The 20,200-nt window shown below is 40.3% G+C and carries 11 protein-coding genes; 1 reads left to right on the top strand and 10 read right to left on the bottom strand.

Annotated features, from left to right (window positions below; genetic code table 11):
- Positions 1 to 24 precede the first annotated feature (24 nt).
- Entirely contained in the window at positions 25 to 606 is a 582-nt protein-coding gene (locus ACQY77_RS21335) for a Crp/Fnr family transcriptional regulator (protein ID WP_421940295.1), read from the bottom strand.
- A gap of 485 nt (positions 607 to 1,091) precedes the next feature.
- On the opposite strand from ACQY77_RS21335, the gene ACQY77_RS21330 reads away from it, so the two are divergent.
- On the top strand, positions 1,092 to 2,417 hold the full coding sequence (locus ACQY77_RS21330; RefSeq protein ID WP_428430096.1) for a helix-turn-helix transcriptional regulator: 1,326 nt from the start codon (positions 1,092 to 1,094) through the stop codon (positions 2,415 to 2,417).
- Between the two features lie 81 nt (positions 2,418 to 2,498).
- Here the strand turns inward: ACQY77_RS21330 and ACQY77_RS21325 are convergent, their stop codons facing one another.
- The 9 genes from ACQY77_RS21325 to ACQY77_RS21285 all read right to left on the bottom strand — a co-directional run bounded on the left by ACQY77_RS21325 (position 2,499) and on the right by ACQY77_RS21285 (position 20,194).
- Positions 2,499 to 4,145: a 2,6-beta-D-fructofuranosidase gene (locus ACQY77_RS21325; protein ID WP_421940298.1), complete on the bottom strand. Its 1,647-nt coding sequence runs from the start codon at positions 4,143 to 4,145 to the stop codon at positions 2,499 to 2,501.
- Positions 4,146 to 4,215: 70 nt separating this feature from the next.
- A complete protein-coding gene (locus ACQY77_RS21320) occupies positions 4,216 to 6,168 on the bottom strand; it encodes a sialate O-acetylesterase (RefSeq protein ID WP_421940299.1) in 1,953 nt (650 codons plus the stop codon).
- Positions 6,168 to 8,285: an alpha-galactosidase gene (locus tag ACQY77_RS21315; protein WP_421940300.1), complete on the bottom strand. Its 2,118-nt coding sequence runs from the start codon at positions 8,283 to 8,285 to the stop codon at positions 6,168 to 6,170. Before ACQY77_RS21315 ends, ACQY77_RS21320 begins: the two co-directional genes overlap by 1 nt.
- A gap of 119 nt (positions 8,286 to 8,404) precedes the next feature.
- Positions 8,405 to 10,426 (bottom strand): alpha-galactosidase, encoded by a 2,022-nt coding sequence (locus ACQY77_RS21310; protein ID WP_421940301.1) that lies wholly within the window; start codon positions 10,424 to 10,426, stop codon positions 8,405 to 8,407.
- 70 nt (positions 10,427 to 10,496) lie between these two features.
- Positions 10,497 to 11,321 (bottom strand): glycoside hydrolase family 16 protein, encoded by an 825-nt coding sequence (locus tag ACQY77_RS21305; protein ID WP_421940302.1) that lies wholly within the window; start codon positions 11,319 to 11,321, stop codon positions 10,497 to 10,499.
- A gap of 469 nt (positions 11,322 to 11,790) precedes the next feature.
- Positions 11,791 to 13,299: an alpha-L-fucosidase gene (locus ACQY77_RS21300; protein WP_421940303.1), complete on the bottom strand. Its 1,509-nt coding sequence runs from the start codon at positions 13,297 to 13,299 to the stop codon at positions 11,791 to 11,793.
- A 437-nt stretch (positions 13,300 to 13,736) separates the two neighbouring features.
- Positions 13,737 to 16,916 (bottom strand): GH92 family glycosyl hydrolase, encoded by a 3,180-nt coding sequence (locus ACQY77_RS21295; protein WP_421940304.1) that lies wholly within the window; start codon positions 16,914 to 16,916, stop codon positions 13,737 to 13,739.
- A gap of 27 nt (positions 16,917 to 16,943) precedes the next feature.
- Complete coding sequence (locus tag ACQY77_RS21290) at positions 16,944 to 19,298, bottom strand: GH92 family glycosyl hydrolase (protein WP_421940305.1); 2,355 nt, start codon at positions 19,296 to 19,298, stop codon at positions 16,944 to 16,946.
- 8 nt (positions 19,299 to 19,306) lie between these two features.
- Complete coding sequence (locus ACQY77_RS21285; protein WP_421940306.1) at positions 19,307 to 20,194, bottom strand: ROK family protein; 888 nt, start codon at positions 20,192 to 20,194, stop codon at positions 19,307 to 19,309.
- Between the last annotated feature and the right edge of the window lie 6 nt (positions 20,195 to 20,200).

The following is a 20,200-nucleotide window of genomic DNA, read 5'->3' as shown; positions in this document are numbered from 1 at the left end:
GGCGCCTTATTTATAAGCGTCCTGTTATTTTTCCTTTGACATCCGGGTACGTACTTTACTCAAAAACTCGGCCGACATGCCCAAATAGGATGCGATATAATGCTGAGGCACACGTTGAGGTATGGATGGATAATGCGCCAGGAAATCGACATACTTTTCATGTGCTGTTTTCGATATGCTAAAGTACAACCTGTTCTGTAATACATTAAGATAACGTTCAACCAAAATGCGATAAAACCGTTCAAATCTGGGCACAGCTTTAAGCAACTCTTCCTTGCTCTGAGGACTTAAATAAAGCAACTCGCAATCTTCCAGTGTTTCAATAAAAATATTTCCAGGCTGCTGAGTAGAAAAACTGGGTATATCGCTGATCCAGTTATTTTCTATTGCAAACTGGATAATCACTTCTTGCCCTTGCTCATCAATATAATATTTACGCAAACAGCCTTTATTAACGAATGCTTCAAAATGACAGATTTCTCCTGCCCTGAGCATATAGGTTTTCTTTGGTACAGTTTTAAACTTGAGCAACTGATTAAAAACCTGAAGTTCTTCTTCAGTGAAGTTAATCTTGCTTAAAACGCTATCATTAATTTGAGAATACAAAATTTTGAATTTGTTGGATGATTATAGAAATTCAAAGCTAAATAAAAACACTGAAATGCCCTCCCGTTTAGATATAAAGTGCTCCATCTCTTTTTTATTTGTTTGAGCCGGCAAACACAATACTTTTTTATTATATTTAAGAAATTACGACTGTTTACAATTACAGCATTACAACCAAATATAATTAATTATAACACTTCAAATTTCAGCCAAAATCTTTTTTCTTCAATAAATCAAGAACATTCCTTAACTTAATAAAAAGACCAAAAAACACAAATAACCACTGAATATCAATAAATTACCAGAACCGAAATATCCTACTCGTCTTATTGCGTAGAAGTGCGTAGCGTTAAATTTTTAAAAAAACGCTCTCTTTGCAAGACTTACGTAGAGCCGAGTAAAATTTTTTATCCCGATTAACTATCCCCCATCCCATGAACTTAACGTACACTTGGACAATTTCAAAAAAGATATTACTTATTTTTTTGATTTTAACAATTATTTCTGCCGGAGCGGCTTTAGTGGTATTGAATACGATAACCGGTAAGCTGGGCAGCGTTTCGAAACTGGCTACCAACATTGAGCACAGCCAGTCTGAACCAGAACAAATTCTGTTACTCATCCATCATGCCGAGGGCGATTTCCAGGAATCTTTACTTAATGCCGGGAGTAAAAAATACAACGATTATAATGCGAAGATATCAAAGGTCTTCCTCATGATAGACACCTTGCTTGAGGAAAAGGCTGATACTTCTCACCTTACAGCCCTCCAAATTCAAAAGGTAAAGTACTGGTATCACAAAAAATCGGCTTTGTCTGACAGGCTGTATTCGCTTAAACATAGCTTTGACTCCCTACTAACTATCTATGCCGATTTCAACAAGGTTAATAATGGTTTACCCTTAAATAACGTTACGGACCACAAGTTTGAAAGAAATGTTAAGGTAAAAGTAGATACCGTTGTTAAGGCTAAGCCTGCTGAAAAGAAAGGTTTTTTTAAGAGGATAAAAGATGCCATTGCTAATAAAAACGATGTCACCACTGTTGAAATTACCAAAAAAGAAAATACCCAGATTGCCACGACCAGTGACCAAAAGGCCAGCAGCAGTAACGACCGCAAGGTTTACCTGAATAAGCTGAAACAACTTCAGCGTGAAAACGAGAAATTGCTGGGGATGCAAAATGAACTTATCGTGCTCAACAGTCACATCAGTAATGAGCTGGAGAATATCATCAACAATGTTAAAGACATTAACTACCAGATGATTGATGAGTTTAAAGTTGTGGCACTTAAAAATTACCAGGAAACGACTGTTTTGTTAAATAAGTTTTATTTAGCAGCTCTTGCCCTGATCATTTTATTTGCGATTCTACTCATTGTGTTTATTATCAGGCTGAACAACGCAGAGTTGTTGCTAAGAGCAGAAAACGAGGAGGAAGTGCATCGGGCTAAGCAAAAGATAAATGAACTGATGGAGAAGATTGAGCTCAATGAGCAAGATCGTTCACCGGCGAAAATGGAGGAGCTCAAATCAATTGTAGAACTTGCTGTTGAGAATAACCCGGCATTCTTAGTTAAATTTAATGAGTTCGACACCAGCTTTAGCAAAAAATTACTCGACATTGCCCCTACTCTTGTGGCTGCAGAAATAGAGTTCTGTGTATTATTGAGGCTAAACTTTGAAACCAAAGAAATTGCCCGCTACACCAAAAGTTCTGTAAGATCTGTTGAAAGTAAAAAATATAGGATTAGAAAGAAATTGAATATACCTTCTACTATGGATATCAATATCTGGATGACCCAAATCTAAATAAAAATAGCCGGGCAATGGTTCTGCACCTATCGTCCGGCTATTTTTAATTCTTTTAGCCCGGTTTTGTATCGAATTCGATTACTTCCAGATAGATTTAACCGAAAATACCTCTAGGGCTTCAACGCTGATATTGGTGCCCCAAAAATGCAATCCTTCTTTGTTATTGGCATCTAATTTTCGCTGCATCGAATAGCTGTATGCGCCACCATCGATAAATACTTCTACAGAAGTCCGGTCTATATAAATATCGGCAGAGATTTCCATGCTCGTCATATCCTGAGGGGAATAGAATACGCCATTTACAAGATTAAAATTCATATCATAATCCAATAAGCGCTGGCCATTTAAACTCAATCCGGCACTTGTAGCATGTGATAATTTTATCCTGGTTTTGATGCGCAGCTTATCACTTCCGCCATAAGTTTTCAATTTGTCGTTTGCATCAGATGCTGTTAACTTCTCCCATTTATTTGAAGGGATAAAGAGCGCTTCTGCCTCTTTTACGGGTTCGCTAAACATTCTGACGCCATCTTTTGTAGTTTTAAGTTTAAGCTCAGTTGGCAATAACATCATCCCGTTAAAAGGCATGCCTTCATGACTAATCCTGCCCCAGCCCAACTGTATTCTTCTTCCATCCGATTCTGGCATATTGGAGAAGGTTTGAGCAGCATAAATACTTCCGGTTACATAATAATGTTTACCTGTTTCCGGTGTAAATTTCTTCCCATCAAACGAACCAATCATGTAGGTATTAGAAGCACCATACATCACCCATTTTGTTTTTGTTTTATCGCCATCAATTGGTAATTCGAATAAATCTGGACATTCCCAAAAACCGGTAGTGTGGCTTTCAAAAGTCCAGTCGAGTAAATTTTTAGAATTATAAATTGAATGTCCATCCCTTTCATTGAGCACCATTACCCAGTTGTTTCCTGGCTTATACCAGAATATTCTTGGATCGCGGGTATCTACACTATTCCATTTTGCTTTCGAGTCAATTACAGGGTTTTTACTGTATTTAGTCCATGTTCGGCCTTTATCCAAGCTATAAGCAATGCATTGCGTTTGTTTATCAGCTGTATTAGCCGTATAAGCTGCTATCATAGCTGGCGTACCTCCTTTATTAAAACCTGCAGTATTGTTATAATCGATTACGGCTGAACCGGAGAACATGGTCCCCAGCTCATCCGGATGAAGGGCAACAGGCAGTTCTTGCCAATGAATCATATCTTTACTTACTGCATGGCCCCAGGACATGTTTTCCCACTCGCGCTCATAAGGATTATGTTGATAGAAAAGGTGATACTCTCCCTCATAAAAAATTAGCCCGTTGGGATCATTAATCCATCCCCTTCTGCTGGTAAAATGGAACTGTGGCCTGTTTTTTTCTTCATATATCCCTTCATGGCCTTCAATTGTATCATTTTGATAAATCTTTTGTAATCCTGAAGATTTTCCATCATAACTAATTTTAATGGTTTTGCCCTTCAAAGCGGTAACATCACAAAACACCCAGTATTCCGGCGTGTCTCCTGCCAGGCGAATTTTAAAAAGCCTTTCGGTTTTCCCTCCGATTTCAAATTTCATATTGCCCCTTTCCTGCTTCTGAGATACAGGCAGGTTGAGATATTTGCTGGTAATCCTGATGGTAATATCCTCCGCATTTGCGGTTTGAAAAACAGATAGTAAAATTCCTATCCCCAGTATCTTAATTGTATTTTTCATAGTTAATTTAGTTCATAACAATACTTCTTTGCTCTTTATTCCTTGCTCCTTGCTCTCTGTTCCTTGCTCCTCACCAGGCATCGGTTCTAAAAGGTGTAGCTGGTAAGCCCGATTTATTGGTCAGGTTAGCATTTGGATTATCTGCCCAGGCATATCTCACCGCAACCGGCTGACTTACTTCAGTTGCGCTAACGATTACCTTATCGCCCACAATTTTACCTGTTGCCCAATAGAATTTTTTATCTGCTCCCGCTATTGCAAATCCAGCTAATTCGGTACCGGAAAATTTTAGTCCGTTGGCAAACCTGAAGCTAAGTTCGATTGACTGATTAACTACCTTCATTGCACTATACTGAGGCCCGGAATAAGCGTTATCTTTTCCGTAAACCTTTGCTAATGCAATTAATGCCAAACGATTGCCAACGTCTTGTTTATTTTTGGGGTGGATATCCTTAGCATCGCCAATATCTATTGTTACGGCCATGCCGGTATTTGGAACAAACAATGTATTTAACTGTGCATCTCTGAGTTCTGCCCATTGCGAATTACCAGGAGCTGATGTTTTAGCTTTAAAATTGGCCAACTGAACAAAAAGAAAAGGAAAGTTGCCTATATTCCAATGCTTGCGCCAATCGCTAATGAGTGCCGGGAAAAGTGTGCGGTATTGTGCTGCGCGCTCTGCGTTAGATTCGCCCTGGTACCAGATTACTCCTTTTATGGTGTATTTTAGAAAAGGGTTAACCATTGCATTAAACAACACAGTGGGCCTATTGGCGCCCTGATTAGCAGCAGGTGCAGGGCCAAGCTTTTTCAAATCTAGGGCTACACGGTAATGCCATTCACCACTTAAATCTACTTTACCCTGGTTGCCTAAATCTAAAAACACTTCATTTTTTTCGCCATAAATCCCTCCTCCACCACCACTATCGAACACCCGAACCACCAGTAAGTGTTCTCCTGGAGTTAAACTAGTGGCAGGAATTTTATAACTTCTATTTTGATTATAGCCTGTTGTTTCGCCGATCAGCCTGCCATCTAAAAAAGTCATATCATTATCGTCAATCTGAGCTAAGCTTAGCTTAGCATCTGTTTTAGGCTGTTCAGTAATGAGGATTTTCTTTTTGAGGTAAACAATACCATCCAAACCCGGTAATGCAGCATCTTCCCACAATGCCGGGACAGTGATTTTACGCCAATCTTTTTCGGTTGTGTCTGCAGCCCAGATATATTTTCCGGCAACGAAACCTAAATCCGCGTCCTTTACGTTTTTCTCCCATTTTGCCTGCAATTCCCCCTGGTTTGCGCCATTATTCAAAAGTGCCTGATTTTGAATCCGTTCTGTTTCTGCTTTAAAATCGGACATGGTTTTAAGCGTTGTGGCACTGGTCCAGGCTTCTGCAATGGTACCGCCCCATGAAGAATGAATTAATCCGATGGGAATACCCGTATTTTTGTAAACCGTTCTGGCAAAAAAGTAGGCTGTTGAAGAAAATGCAGCTACAGTTTTTGCAGAACAACTTTGCCAGCCCCCAGCAGCAATACTTGCCTCGTCAACAGGTAAATCAGCTGTGACATGATTAACCTGAAGCAACCTGATATTCGGGTAGTTGGCATCATTAATCTCCTGCTCGTAATTATCTACCTTACCCCAACCCGCTAAAGGCATTTCCATATTGGATTGGCCTGAGCAAAACCAAACCTCACCAATCATTATATTTTTTAATGTAATTGCTTCCCCATCCGAAATGGTAATGATATACGGTCCTCCATATGCAGGTGTATTCACTTTTACTTCCCAGTTTCCAGTTGCATTGCTCTTAATTACATATGGCGTTTTAGTCCATGAGCATTTTAGCGTAACATTTTTTATGGGCACTGCTTTACCCCAAAGGGTAACTTTTGTGCTTTGCTGCAACACCATATTTGAGCCAATTGCACCGGGCAGTGTAATTTTAGCCGAAAGGTTCAAACCATTTAAGAGTAGTACTGCAGTTAAAATAGCAGCGAGAGATTTTACATTCATTATTTTGCTTCTTCTAATTTAAGTACAACACTGGTTCTGCTGGCGCTAACATTAGGATTATAACCAATTTTGGTTAAGAAATCGCCACTGTAAACACGTGATCCATCTATTGTACTTTTGGTTCCCGGGTAAAGGTTGATTTCTGTTAGCTTATAATTTTTATTTGGGTCAAGTCCCTGCATTTTAATCGGAAACTTACTATTTTCTGCATATCTGTTATTAACCAGGTAATTAAAAATTACTCCGGATGTTTTTTCATTGTTCAGGTATAACATGGCTGCAACGCTTCCCTCCCTTGGATTGGCCAAACGGTATTGATCACCATGCCAGATATCTGCTTTTACTAAATTATAATTCTGTATGGCTTGCTGGCAAAACAACAAGTCTTTTTCCGGTAGTTTAGAAACCACAATATCAAAACCCAGTTTACCCATCATTGCAACATCAGTTCTGAATTTAATGAGTTGCTTGCCCCAATCGGTAACATGGTTAGCGCTGCTTATTGCCGGATAGAAATAGGAATATTCCCATTGCATAAAGATACGCTCCAGCGGATCGGTATTGTCGCTGGGCCAAAATTCTGTGAAGTACTTCAGTGCTGCATAATCTACCCTTCCACCGCCACCAGAGCAAAGCATGATGGGAACTTTTGGATATTTAGCTCTTATTTTTTCTAATACCCGATATAATCCTTTTACATAATCGATATAAAACGCCGACTGATTCTCTTTTAAATGGGCTGAATAAGCATTATAAATTACCGCATTACAGTCCCATTTGATATAAGCTAAGGAAGGATTTTTAGTGAAAAGCCCATCTACTACACCAAAAACAAAATCCTGGACTTTGGGATTGCTCAAATCTAAAACCAATTGATTTCTATAGTAGTATTCAGGCCTTTTGGGATCTTTTACTACCCAGTCAGGATGTTTTTCATAGAGTTCACTCTTCGGATTCACCATTTCAGGTTCTATCCAAATACCGAATTTTACTCCATTTCCTTCTGCTTCTTTAACCAGAGAAGAGATACCGTTTGGCAGTTTACTTTTATTCTCCTGCCAGTCGCCAAGTCCTGCGCGGTCGCTATTGCGTGGATATTTATTACCAAACCAGCCATCATCAAGCAAAAATAAATCTACCCCTAATTTCCTGGTATCCTTCAATAATGTTGCGAGTACCTGCTCATTGAAATCAAAATAAGTTGCTTCCCAATTGTTGAGCAGGGTTAAACGATCGCCTTTGCCATCCAGAATCTGATAGTTACGCGCCCAATTTTGCAGCTGTCGGCTCGCCTGCCCTTTACCCTGATTAGAAAAAGTATATAAAAATTTGGGGGTTACAAATTCCTCATTGGGCTTTAATTTATAAGGCGAAGCATAATTATTCATTCCGGCAATAATGCGCAGGTTATCCTGATAGTCCAGTTCAAGATCTATTCTAAAATTACCACTCCATTCCATTGCGCCATAAAGTACACTGCCACTATTCTCGGTAGCCGGTTGATCCAGTGATACCATAAAAACTGATGGTTGGAGCAGGTTGGCCCTTGTTCCTAATTTAGTATCCAAAGTTTTAATGCCGTGTGTAATGCGACTTTCTTCAGGCTGCATCTCCTGTGCCCAATCGCCATGATACTGCCTTAGGTAATAATCGTTAGCCTTTAAATGGAGATTTGCAGAGGCAAATTTCTGCAACACAACAGTACCTTTTTCCTGATGTTTAATTACTGTCCATTGCTCAAAAACATTTTCTTTAAAAAAAGATTGATAATACAGCTCTACCTGAAAATTATATGCCGGATCTTTTAACAGAATCCTGGTTAAGGTACTGTTATTGTTAATTTGTTTTGTTTCGTGAGCAACATATGAAAGGTTCAAACTGTTATTGCCATCTGCATGGACAACTGAAATTGCAGGTTCCAAAAGATTTCTTGAACCAGATGGTGTGTAAGCCGAGTTTAACTGGCCAGTAAAATCACCATTTTGTTTGTAAGTACTACCAATCAGTGCATACTCTTTGGAAGAAGTTAATTTTTGACCAAAGTACTGAATGGTAACATCACCACCGCTTGAGGCTTTTAAAACAAGTGCATAATTTTCACTTTCGATAGGAATCATTATTTGAGCCTTAGCCCTATTTGCCATAAAAAGCATGCAAATTAAGAGCAAAAGGGATGATGAGATTTTTTGGAGACGAAGAGATGTGTACATTGTAATCTATTTAAAATTGGATGATTTTAATTATTTAGCATAACCTGAAGGAGAACAGACTGCTCTGGTTTTAGGTTTATTGGGGTATGATTTTGAACCTGATACGGCGTTCCGCTAATTAATTCTTTAGCCTGAAAGCTATCTCCTGTCAAATTCAGACGGCTAAAATCTATGGCAACAGCTTTCTCCTTTTCATCGAAATTGAATATTGCCAGATACAGCTTGTTTCCAGATTTCTTTAAAAAAAGGTTAGATGCTCCTTTATCTAGTGCACCCTCGACGGGTTGAAAGGCTTTCCCATCCTTTATAACGGCTAAAACGTCATTATTTTGAAAGAGTGCTTTAACATTCTCAAGCCACGGACCTTGTTGTGAAAAATCATCTCCACAGATAAAAGTACCTGTTACTACAGCCGAGAGCATTCTGGAAACATTGGCTTCGTAACATTCGTTACCCAAAACCACATGATCGCCATCAACATAATCATAAAGGCTGCTTTGCCACCAGCCATTGGTTACACTATTAAGCGTATATTCTGTATCACTAATGGACTTAAAAGCATCGCAGGCAATTCGCCTTACATGCACATAGGGCGCTGTAGCCAAACTTGGGGAAATGGCGCCATAAACAAGCATTTTATGCTCCAGTTCCTTTAGCAAAAAATCCATCCCAAATTTATAAGCCTGCATACCCGTTTTCACATTGGCATTGTAAAAATGATCGGATTCTACCGCAGCATGACCTAAAAAATCTACCTTAATCATTTCAAAACCACAGGCTTTAAACTTTCCGATCATGTATTTAATCCGCTGTAAAGTTCCGGGATGTGTAGGGTCAAGTGCCCTTGCGCCATCAAAATCGTGATAGCCCTTGCCTATTTTGGTCCACATTGCAGAGAAATTATAATCGCTGCCATTGGGTTTTCGATCACCACCAGCAGCAAATCCCCAATCGGTAAAGGGTGCCCAATAAATTCCTGGCTTTAAGCCCCGGCTTTTGCAATAATCTGCAAATGCTTTAAGTTTCGAATAATCTTCATGCTTAACCATATTATCCCAGTAAGAATCCAGGTTGATGAAACATGAGCCATCGTTTCTAAAGTTTTTTAAGCTATCGGCAAAAAAATCGACCACTTTTATGGCCTTTGCTTCTGATACTTTCTCCTGCATTGCACCCCAGCTGTTCCAGCCTATGGGTGTAGGTTTATTCCATTTAAAAACCACCCTGGTTTGACTGGCTTTAACTGCTTTAGCAAATTCTTCCATGCCCAGGCGCCAATCGGCAAAAGCACCAAAGAACACTTTAGCTGAGGCGATGGTATTTCCAGTTAAAAACCCATGTGCAAGCTGGTCTCTTGTTAAGTCATAGGCGGTATATCCACAAATGGAGCTCATTTCTATCCCCTCCCTGTCTTTTTGCACCTGAATACCGGTTTTCCAATCTGACTGCTGCAATGAACCCATTATCAAGCCATTACGACTTGCATTATGATATAAAGCACCTACCTCTGCACTTACGGATTGGTTGGTTTGAGCAAAACTTTTCGCATCGTAGCTGATAAAAGTATCATTATCAAATGGTGCGATTAAGGTCGTTAAATCGGCATAGTCAAAATCCGTTTTATGTACCGCTTTAATCGGAACCATGTGATTTGTTCTTAAGCCTGGTCCTGAAACCACCAGTTGTACAATAAAATAATCATGGTTAGGATAGGTATAAATTATCTGTTGCAGATTAGGCAAACCAACTCCCGAAAGTTTAATGATATGTTTTCTCCCCTTACCTAAACCATCGCTATAGTGCTGGCTGGTATAAATACGTTTTGTATATTGGTTAGATTTAACAATTCTACCAGCTATTTCCAGGGTTGAAATTACATTCGTTGCAATCTCTCTTCCCGCAAGCCATGCACTGAAATCTCCCTTTTGCTGGTCAAATTTGATGACACCGCGCTTCCCAAAAGGAATCTCTTGTGCCTGAATTTTTATACTCAAAAAGAGTATTATCAGCATAATCAGCATCGGATGATTTGATATATACTTCATCATTATACTTTAGTTTCCATTACTTCCTTAACCATTCGCAGTTCCAAAACTTCATGCCATTCCTACTGTTATCTTATTTTTGATAAACCCGCACATAGTCAACCTCAAACCTTACCGGAAAAGCTGTTTTAGATGGATCACCACCTTGTTTCCCTCCAATTGCCAAATCAAAAAGCATGTAATGTGGTTGCTTAAAGGGATTGGTATGCGTTCCGTCCTGGTTCTCCAATTTATCCATTGCAACTTTATTGAGCAGTTGATCGTCTACATAAAGTGCGATGAAATTTTCATCCCAATCCATGCGCCACACATGAAATTGCTTGGCCCATAATTTTCCACCCAGTGAATCAATATTTTTTTCAGTACTATACCAGGCAGCTTTATGGTCGGCCCCCAGGTACGCGATGTTGGCCAGCAGTTTTTTGCGGTAATATTCCATTATATCAATTTCACCATTTGCAGGCCATCGTCCGTTGATGCCCAGCGTCCACCAGGCAGGCCAGATCCCATCGCGGATATCGATCTTACCACGCATCACAAATCGGCCGTAAAGCCAGCTGTGTAAGCCTTGTGTTTTAATACTGGAAGAGGTATAAGCGGCCTCTTTTCTGTTTTTCTTCCAATCGTGACTATCTGCTATGTAATCAGGATTTGCCTTATTTTCTTTTCTTGCCTCAATAATTAAGCTGCCTTTTTCGCACCATGCATTATCTTCCTGATACCACTGAAATTCTTCATTTCTTACAAATCCTTTTTCATGTTTCCATCTCTCCGCCTTGGGTGCTCCACTATCATTAAACTCTTCTGCCCAAACCATTTTATAGCCATCACTATCAAGCCTGGGTGGTTTGATGCTATTCTCTTGCGCATTGGCAAGAAAAAACGTGGGAAAACTCATGGAAATAAGAAGATACTTGAGGTATATTGCTTTACAATTCATGGGTAGCGCTGGCTGGTTGATATTTGGTTAAGTGGATAACTATTTTAGTATATAATCCTTCCGAATATAGTAGCTATCTTTTAAAAGATTCCGGGTTATCACATACAAGTTACATAGTAGCGAGAAAATAGCCGATTTCCAAAAAATCGGGAACAATCAGGTTTTTCAGTTTGGATGCGCAACATTGTAAGGTTTGCTTTCTACAACTAAAGCTGCGCAAGCCTACGATTTCCCAGGCATTCTAACAAAACACCTTCTCCCGCCATACCTGTAGCACCTGTTAATATGATTTTCATAGTCTTATCTTAATCCAGCGGTAAATTACTAAACTTTCGGCTGTCTTTTACCTTAAACAGGTACTAAAAAGGCCTTTGGAAAATTCCAGAGGCCTCTTATGGTTTTCTTTTGTTGAACTCAGGGTCACCCACTAATTCTCCTCAGTTAACCGGTATAATCCAAATTCTGCCAAAGTTGGATTTAACCTTGACGATAAAATTTTAAACCTTACTTTCTTTGCTTTTACTGTATCAAATTTGAGTAAACGTTTGTAGCCTACGGTAGTTCCAGAAGTGAATTCTTTCCATTCACTGCCATCAAAATATTCTGCTTCAAACTTTTCTATCCGCTGTCCTACTGCAATATTTTCTTGTAAAGCAAGTACATTAAAACTCACCTCATTCGGCCAGTTTAGTGTTATTGTTGAGGTGGTATCTTTGCCAATAGTGGTAAAGTAGGTACTTAGCTTGCCATCAAACATGGTCTTTATATTTTTACCTGTATTTGCAGTAACTGATGCCGTTTTAGCGATATTATCAGAGAAGGTATTTTTCATTTTTTGTCCAAAGGCAGTCAGGTTTTTAACATCACTATCGGCTATTAAGCCCTGTGTATTAGGCGGAATATTTAATAGTAAAACTCCATTTCTACCTACTGAGGTAAAGTAAATATCCATTAATTTTTTAGGTGTTTTTACTTTAGAGTCTTCATTGGTGTGATAAAACCATCCCGGACGAATACTCACGTCTGTTTCTGCCGGATACCAGATCAGGCCGGTTGCATTTACCAGTTTCTCTCTGCTTCCACGATCCTGATCTTTGTAAGAACCTGATAAAGTAGGGATTACATTCACATCCTTTTGAGATAATGCAGCTATTTTTTCCTGGCTTTGTTCTGCCATAGGCAATACGCTCCATTCCGTTTCACGTCCTACACCTGTTTCGGTACCTACCCAGCGTACATCCGGCCCCTGAACTGCTATAACCGCCTGGGGTTGTAATTTTCTGATCAGTTTATACCAGGTATTAAAATCATAAACCTGCTTTTTGCCATTTGGCCCTTCGCCATTTGCCCCATCAAACCAAACCTCATCAACTTTACCGTATTGGGTTAACAATTCTGTTAGCTGATTTACAAAATAGGTATTGTAAGCATCTGTTCCATATGAGGGATGATTGCGATCCCATGGTGATAAATACACACCAAAGCCGATATCATACTTCCTGCATGCATCGGCCACTTCTTTCACGATATCACCGTTTCCTTGCTTATAAGGTGTATTTTTGATGCTGTGCCGGGTAAATTTACTTGGCCATAAGCAAAATCCGTCATGATGTTTTGCTGTGATAATGGCTTGTTTAAAACCGGCTTCCTTTATTGCCTTTATCCATTGTTCAGCATCTAGTTTCTCCGGATTAAACTTGGAGATATCTTCTTTTCCATCTCCCCACTCCCTATCGGTAAAGGTATTGATGCCAAAATGAAAAAAAGCGGTCAGCTCAAGCGCCTGCCAGCGCAGTTGTCTTGGCGATGGTGTTACATTGGCCGCCTTAAAAATGATGGTCTTTTGATTATCGGCAGGCGAAAGCGTTATTATACTCTTGTGTTGTGCATAGGCACTAGAAATGAGCAGAGAAGCTAAAAGAATAGTCTTTTTCATTTGTTATGTTGATGAGGAGGAGCAAATTTATAAGATTTAGATTATGATCAAAATCCCACATTTTTATACCTAAAGCGTCTTCCCAAGCATTTTACGACTAATACACACGCTAATTTTGCACCATCAGGTGGCCTAATTTAAAAGATAGTTACCGTATTCACCGAAACAAACGTTTGATCAGAAATATTGACTTTAAACATTCAGAGTGAACAGGAATGATATACCCACCGCCTTTTCTTACAGTAAACACTGCAAAATAATACAAATAAAGCTAGTTATTGATTGCATAGATAATAATCCATGTGCAAAGAACACAGTTTTTCACTGGAAGGTCTTAGCGAGACGCTAAGACCAAAATATAGATGACAAATGACTATTGACATTTAACTAATGACAATTGACTAATCACTAATGACTAATGATTAATGACCATTAAACTATTTCGCCACAGGTAACTCAGCAATGCCCCAATTCTTATTTGGTTCTGGCCCCATTTCCAATACCAGCTTACCGCCTTTTAAAAGCTCTGCGGCCGAAAACCAGAAGGTATTCAATACTTTACCATTGAGGGTAGCACTTTGGATATATTGGTTATCTCTTGAGGCATGGTTGGCAATAATTTCAAATGTTTTACCCCTTCCATATTGCCCGCCTAAGTTGAGTGTTACATTTTTAAAAATTGGGCTTCCCAATTCATAGATTGGATTTACGCTGGTTCCTCCATCAGTTTGAAACAGTCCGAGCGCGGCCATGATATACCAGGAGCTCATCTGTCCCTGATCTTCATCGCCCAGATAGGCATTTGCTACATCGTAACCATAATAACGATCTACAATTGAACGGCTCCATTTCTGCGTGAGCCAGGGTTGCTTAACCCAATTAAACAAGAAAGCAAAGTGCATAGACTGTTGATTTCCTTGTGTTACCGGATAATCCCAATATTGATCATTAGGCGCATTAAACCGCCATTTCACACTCTCGTTGAAACCCCATGCCAACCTTTCCTTAAAACGGTCCACCCCGATTTTATTGGCTAATGCCGGTACATCCTGTGGCACGAAAAAAGTAAGCTGCCAGGCATTTCCTTCAACATAATGTTCGTTTCGGCCCGACTGGAAGGGGTCGAAGTTCTCAAACCAGCTGCCATCTGACTTCCTTAACCTGGCATAACCGCTTACTGAGTCTATCGCATTTTTCCACCAGCCTGCTCTTTCGATATATTTATTATAACCGGTTGTGTTATTCAACGATTTGGCAAACTGCGCCAGGGTCCAATCATCATAGGCATATTCTAAAGAATTAGAAAAACGGCCTTTATCATAGGGTACAAAATGATATTTCATGTAAGCCTCAAAATCCTGATTTCCGGCAAGTGCGCCACCAACTTTGGTTTGAGGTGTGGAAAGTGTCTTATCTGCAGCTGCGAAAGCTTTGTTGGCGTCATAATCACGAATCCCCATTTGGTAAGCACTTACAATTAGAGGCACCTCGTGTTCTGCAACCATCACAGGAATATACTCCATACCTGCCGGACCTTTTGCTAACCAGCCATTGGCATCGTACATGGCCAACTGAGATTTTACCCATTTTGATGACCACTCGGGTGTAACCAGATTCCAGAACTGATTCAAATTCCAAAAGGTATTCCAGAAAGCATCGCAACCCAGGGCAATACCATCAGGACTCGCAAACTGCTGCACCTTTTCGGTGGCATCAATCCACTTGCCATCTACATCGCTAAAGGTGTTTCTGCTGCATAGGGCGCGATACATATTGGTATAAAATCTGATTTTCTCTCGCCGATCGTTACTACTGGTATTAATTCTGCCGAGCAAATCATTCCAAACCTTAACCTGACCTGCACGAACCTGATCAAAACTCCATCCGAAAGGTTTAGAGATTTCTGTTTCTAAATTTTTTGCAGCACCAGCTAAATCAACATAAGACATTCCTGTTCTTACCTGTACCACCTGATTATTTCTGGTGTCGAATTCGACATAAGCACCTGCATCTTTAGCATCTTTTATACTGATCAGATCTCCTGTTCCTATATCATCGTTTACCCAGCTTCCAAATTTCTGGATTGGCTGGTCGAACTCCATCACAAAATTCACTACATACTCCTGCTCACTTGATCCTGCCTGTGCAATCCAAACCTGAGGCGCAAACTGTTTGCATACCCCTTCAATCCGATAATCACTTACCTTTCTAAGCGTTACCTCCGATAGTTTATATTTGTTTTCGGCAGGAGTTTGCAAATCAATCATTACCCTCGAATCTGTTGCTTTCGGATAGGTATAACGCATAAAGCTGGCACGTGTACTGGCTGTAACTTCCGCTTTAATATTATAATCGGTAAGATTAACTTTATAGTAACCCAAAGGAGCTTCTTCTGTTGCTTTGTCTATTGCGGAACGATAGCCCTCTCCCTTTGCTGATCGCTGATCGCCAACCTTTATTTTTAAGGGACCATTTACGGGGAGCATTCCCAATCCACCCATTGTCCATTCGTGGATATGACTAAAAGCACCAATACTCTCAAAAGTAGGGTCGTAGCCTGATTGCCAGCCATCGTTTTGGTTATCCGGACTTACCTTCACCATACTGAAAGGCATCCAGGGCCCGGGAGCAATCATCCATCTCGAATGCGCTGTACCTATACGGGTATCTACATAATCTGCATATGTGGCTGTTTTTTGAGGTTTACGATTAACCCAACCACTTTGAATAATTTTCCCATTGGCCAATATTTCGTATTTGCTTTGTTTGGTCCTTGTAACCACAGGCATAGGCGCTTCAAACTGATATCGACCGGTCTCTAATTTCTCTTTAAAAATCTCTTTACCATCTAAACGAACGCTGAGCACAGGTTTTGATGCCAGATGCTCAACATCAATCAGCAAGGGCTGGATATGCTTACCTTCATTGTTCAATTCATAATCTGCTGCCTTTACCGATCTCAGATAAGCAACCTTCGGCGATTGTAACAGTACCCCGGAAGGTCCTTCGAGTTTTACCTGATCAAATACAATCCATGAACCATCTAAGGAGGTAAGCTGAACCTCATTGCCACCTGTTTTAATTAACCCTGCGGGCATTGGAATTTCTAAAATATATGCTTTTGATTTGGAAAAGTCTCCGGAAACTGCATCGTTTTTATCGGCCTTTGCCAGTTGGTTCACAAAGGCTTTACCGTTAATACTCACTTTAAAAAGTGGTGGTTTTTCTCCATTGTAGCCTACCAGATCTACAAGGAGCTTCCATTTTCCCTGGCCGGCAATTTTATCTACACCGAACAAAACATTAGCCTGGTGCGACCTTATCCCGGAGGTGGGTGCAGTGCCGCCCCAACTGTCTTTCGGTCCTGGCAACACATAAGCAAAATCTTTTGTGGGATCGGAAAAACCGATTAGAAAGTATCGGTCTTCCCAACCAAAATCGTACGCTAAAAATTTCTTATAATCAGCTGGTGCTAAAGCCATTCCGGCACTATTATCATCTGCTTTGCCAATCTCCCAGATGGTTTTGGTTTGTGCCTCAGCTGATAGTCCAACCATTATATTTAGTCCAACTGTTAGCGTAGCCAACAAGTATTTTGATCTGTTCATCAATTTCATTGCGATTGCTTTTAGGTATTGCTGGTATTAATATTTATCCTTCGGTTTATTGCCCATTTGCAGGATCATTTTTCCTCCTTGCTGAATGTCTTTCAGTTTGATGAAAGGCTGGTGCAATACTTTTCCATTCAGGTTGTAGGACTGTACATAGATATTGGCGTTGCTGTTGTTTTTAACCTCGATTTCAAAATCCTTACCGCTAAAATATTTGTTATTGCCCTTTATTTTAATGCGGTCGAAAAGCGGGCTTCCCAATCCAACTTCAGGTTGGATATCGGTAAATCCTTTCACATCAAATAAACCCATAGCAGAGATTACGTACCAGGCACCTAACTGTCCCTGATCTTCGTCTTGTCCATAGCCGTATCCATGAATACCATCTGTACCATAAAACTCATCCGCTATAGTTCTCACCCATTTTTGAGTAAGAGATGGCTTATCTGAAAAGTTAAAGAGCCATGAAATGTGCAGATTGGGTTGGTTACCATGATTATATAAGCCTTCAAGACCTGAAAAGGCATCCAGTTTGGTTCCGCCCCCAAAATTATTCTTTTGCGAGGTAATAAAGATACTATCCAGGCGGGCGTTAAATCTTGCTTTTCCAACCTTGGCAATGAGGCCTTTGGGATCATGCGGTACATAAAAAGTATACTGCCAGGCATTCCCTTCCTGGAATCCCCGCCAAACCTCTGTAGGTTTAAAATTAGCGATGAACTGACCATCGGCAGTTTTAGGATGAACAAGATTAAGCTTCGGATCGTAAATATGTTCCCAACCTTTAGATAACCGCATTAATTGCTGATAGTCTTTTTCCTTACCCAATAACTTTGCCCATTGTGCCACGGCATATGAACTATAGGCATATTCCAGGGTATGAGAACCTGAAAATTGCCAGAGTTCACCTCCTCCCTTTCCTTTATCCAGATGCGGTACAAAACCATTTGCTACAAATTGAGCAACATCCAGTTTACCAGCACCATGCGGACGATCTTTACCATCGATTTCGTTTTTTAATGCTGCTTCATAAGCGAGTTTAACATCGAAATCGCGAATACCACTCATGTAAGCACTTGCCATGGTTAAGCTTACAAAATTGGTTCCTACTCCAGAAACATACCTGCTATTTGCAATCCCATCGGCCAGCCAACCCGAATCTTTGTAAACCAATAACTGGCTTTTTATCCAATCGGAATAATATTCAGGATAAGCGATAGCCCAAAGCTGGGTCAAATTCCAAAAAGCACCCCAAATGGCATCTGTATTGTAATGATTATGAAGGGGTTTATTATCGCTTCCTAAGGGGATTTGCCCTACAGTTCCATCATTTTTAGGATATGCGCCACTTACGTCGCTGGCTAAACCCCTTCCCAGTAAAGCATGGTATAATCCGGTATAAAATTTAACCATGTTTTTTTCATTTTTGGAAGAAACTGTAATTCTACTCAAATCTGCCGCCCAGGTATCAGTGGCTTGTTTCTTAGCCTGATCAAAGGACAATACCTCTGCTTCTTTTTGGAGGTTCAATCTTGCGTTTTCAATAGAGGTGTAGGAAAGGCCTGCCTTGATGGTTACACTTTCTTTGTCCTGAGTTGAAAACGTAAGGTATACACCTGCCCCTTTACCTTTGATTTCCTTTTGACCTGCTAAAATCTCATTTCCTTTGAATACACCAACAGCTGTTGGTTTTTTATCCAGTACGGCTGAAAAATACATCGTTACCTCAGAACCTGTCTGATATTTCTGAACGTAAACCGGAAGTGTGGTTACATAGCCTTCTACCCTGCCGTCGTCAGTGATATATACCCTGGCATCTTTCACTTCTCCGCTTTCGCCTTGTTTATGACCGATATCAAAAAGGATATGCGATTGTGCTGAAGCGGGAAATGTATAGCGGTGTAGGGCCACCCGTGGAGTTGCTGTCAGTTCGGCTTTAATATGATAGTCTTTTAGCAAAACGGAATAATACCCTGGTTGTGCAATTTCATCGGCACGATCAAACCTGGATCGGTAACCTTCATCGGGCTGCTCCAGTTTACCGGCAAGGGTTTGCAGTTTACCGGTTATGGGTGCAAAAACCAGTCCCCCAATTTGAAATTCGTGAAAATTGGCAAAACCCTCAATAGAAGTATGTCTTTCATCGTAACCAACGGCATCCCAACCATGTACGTTTCCGTAAGAGCCATTGGTTGAAGGTGCTGGTTTGGCCATACCAAAAGGCATCGCTCCCGGCGTAAAGAAGAACCACCTGCTATGTGCTGTCCCAATTCTGGGATCAACATATTTCAACAATTCTTTACCGTTCTGCGCCACAGCAAGCTGGGCGGAGGAAAGGATTAATACGGAAGTAACTGTTGCTCTGATTAGTTTATGAATATTTTTCATGAAGTACTTTAGTTTTCGAGGCTAATGCCTTTGTATTTCCAATAGCTGGCTGCGCCCATCAATGCAGCTTCCTCTCCCAAAAGGGCAGTTTTAATCGCTATACCGGGAAAAAATTTGTTGATTTCGTTTAATAATGGTTCTTTAAAAAGCTCAAAACTCCTGGCTATATTTCCCCCGATAATAATGGCATCCGGTCGATTATCTGCAATAAACGCTTTTAAAAACCCTGCTAAGTTTTCTCCGAATTCTTTAAATATTGCTGTTACCACAGGTGCGGTATCCATTAAGCCAGCGAGCGCCCTCACACCTGTAATTTGCTTTCCGGTTAACTCAAAATACCTGGAAGTAAACCAACGGGTAGAAAGATAATCTTCTGCAATTCCCTGTTTAAAAGGCAAGTTCCATAAATCTGCATTGTGCGCAACTTCATGCCGATAAAAACAGGTACCTAATCCTGTACCCAGGGTTATCCCCAGCACATGATCATGGCCGATAGCCGCACCACCAAAAACTTCTCCCTGTAAAAAGGAAGCAGCATCGTTAGTCAGGATAATTTTGGAGGGTTCAATATCCAGTTCTATTGCTAATAATTCCTTCACATTTAAGCCATACAGATGCTCGTATTTGGACTGGCCTTTAATGAGACAAATGCCTTCTTCATAATCAAAAGGGCCGGGAATAGCCAGACTAATTTTATCTATCGGTTTATTCTTCTGAGCAGTCCTTATCGTTTCTGCCCAAATCTTAATAATTTCCGCAGCAGGGGCATGTGAATCTAATTTCTCTCTCACCAATGAATGGCTTAAAACCTTTTTATTCTCTAAATCTACCAATGCAGTGGTGATGTGGGTTCCACCAATATCTGCACCGATTGCAATTGCATTATCTTTCATCATCAGGCT

The sequence above is a fragment of the Pedobacter sp. genome, from assembly GCF_965279535.1.
In the GTDB taxonomy this organism is placed as follows: domain Bacteria; phylum Bacteroidota; class Bacteroidia; order Sphingobacteriales; family Sphingobacteriaceae; genus Pedobacter.
The sequence above is the reverse complement of the archived record's forward strand: the minus strand, read 5'-3'. Positions and strand labels throughout refer to the sequence as shown.

Excerpts from the sequence above, each read along its gene's own strand:
- ACQY77_RS21295 (WP_421940304.1), bottom strand. The coding sequence starts at position 16,916 with ATGAAATTGATGAACAGATCAAAATACTTGTTGGCTACGCTAACAGTT.
- ACQY77_RS21310 (WP_421940301.1), bottom strand. The coding sequence starts at position 10,426 with ATGATGAAGTATATATCAAATCATCCGATGCTGATTATGCTGATAATA.
- ACQY77_RS21285 (WP_421940306.1), bottom strand. The coding sequence starts at position 20,194 with ATGATGAAAGATAATGCAATTGCAATCGGTGCAGATATTGGTGGAACC.
- ACQY77_RS21300 (WP_421940303.1), bottom strand. The coding sequence starts at position 13,299 with ATGAAAAAGACTATTCTTTTAGCTTCTCTGCTCATTTCTAGTGCCTAT.
- ACQY77_RS21290 (WP_421940305.1), bottom strand. The coding sequence starts at position 19,298 with ATGAAAAATATTCATAAACTAATCAGAGCAACAGTTACTTCCGTATTA.
- ACQY77_RS21315 (WP_421940300.1), bottom strand. The coding sequence starts at position 8,285 with ATGATTCCTATCGAAAGTGAAAATTATGCACTTGTTTTAAAAGCCTCA.
- ACQY77_RS21320 (WP_421940299.1), bottom strand. The coding sequence starts at position 6,168 with ATGAATGTAAAATCTCTCGCTGCTATTTTAACTGCAGTACTACTCTTA.
- ACQY77_RS21325 (WP_421940298.1), bottom strand. The coding sequence starts at position 4,145 with ATGAAAAATACAATTAAGATACTGGGGATAGGAATTTTACTATCTGTT.
- ACQY77_RS21305 (WP_421940302.1), bottom strand. The coding sequence starts at position 11,321 with ATGAGTTTTCCCACGTTTTTTCTTGCCAATGCGCAAGAGAATAGCATC.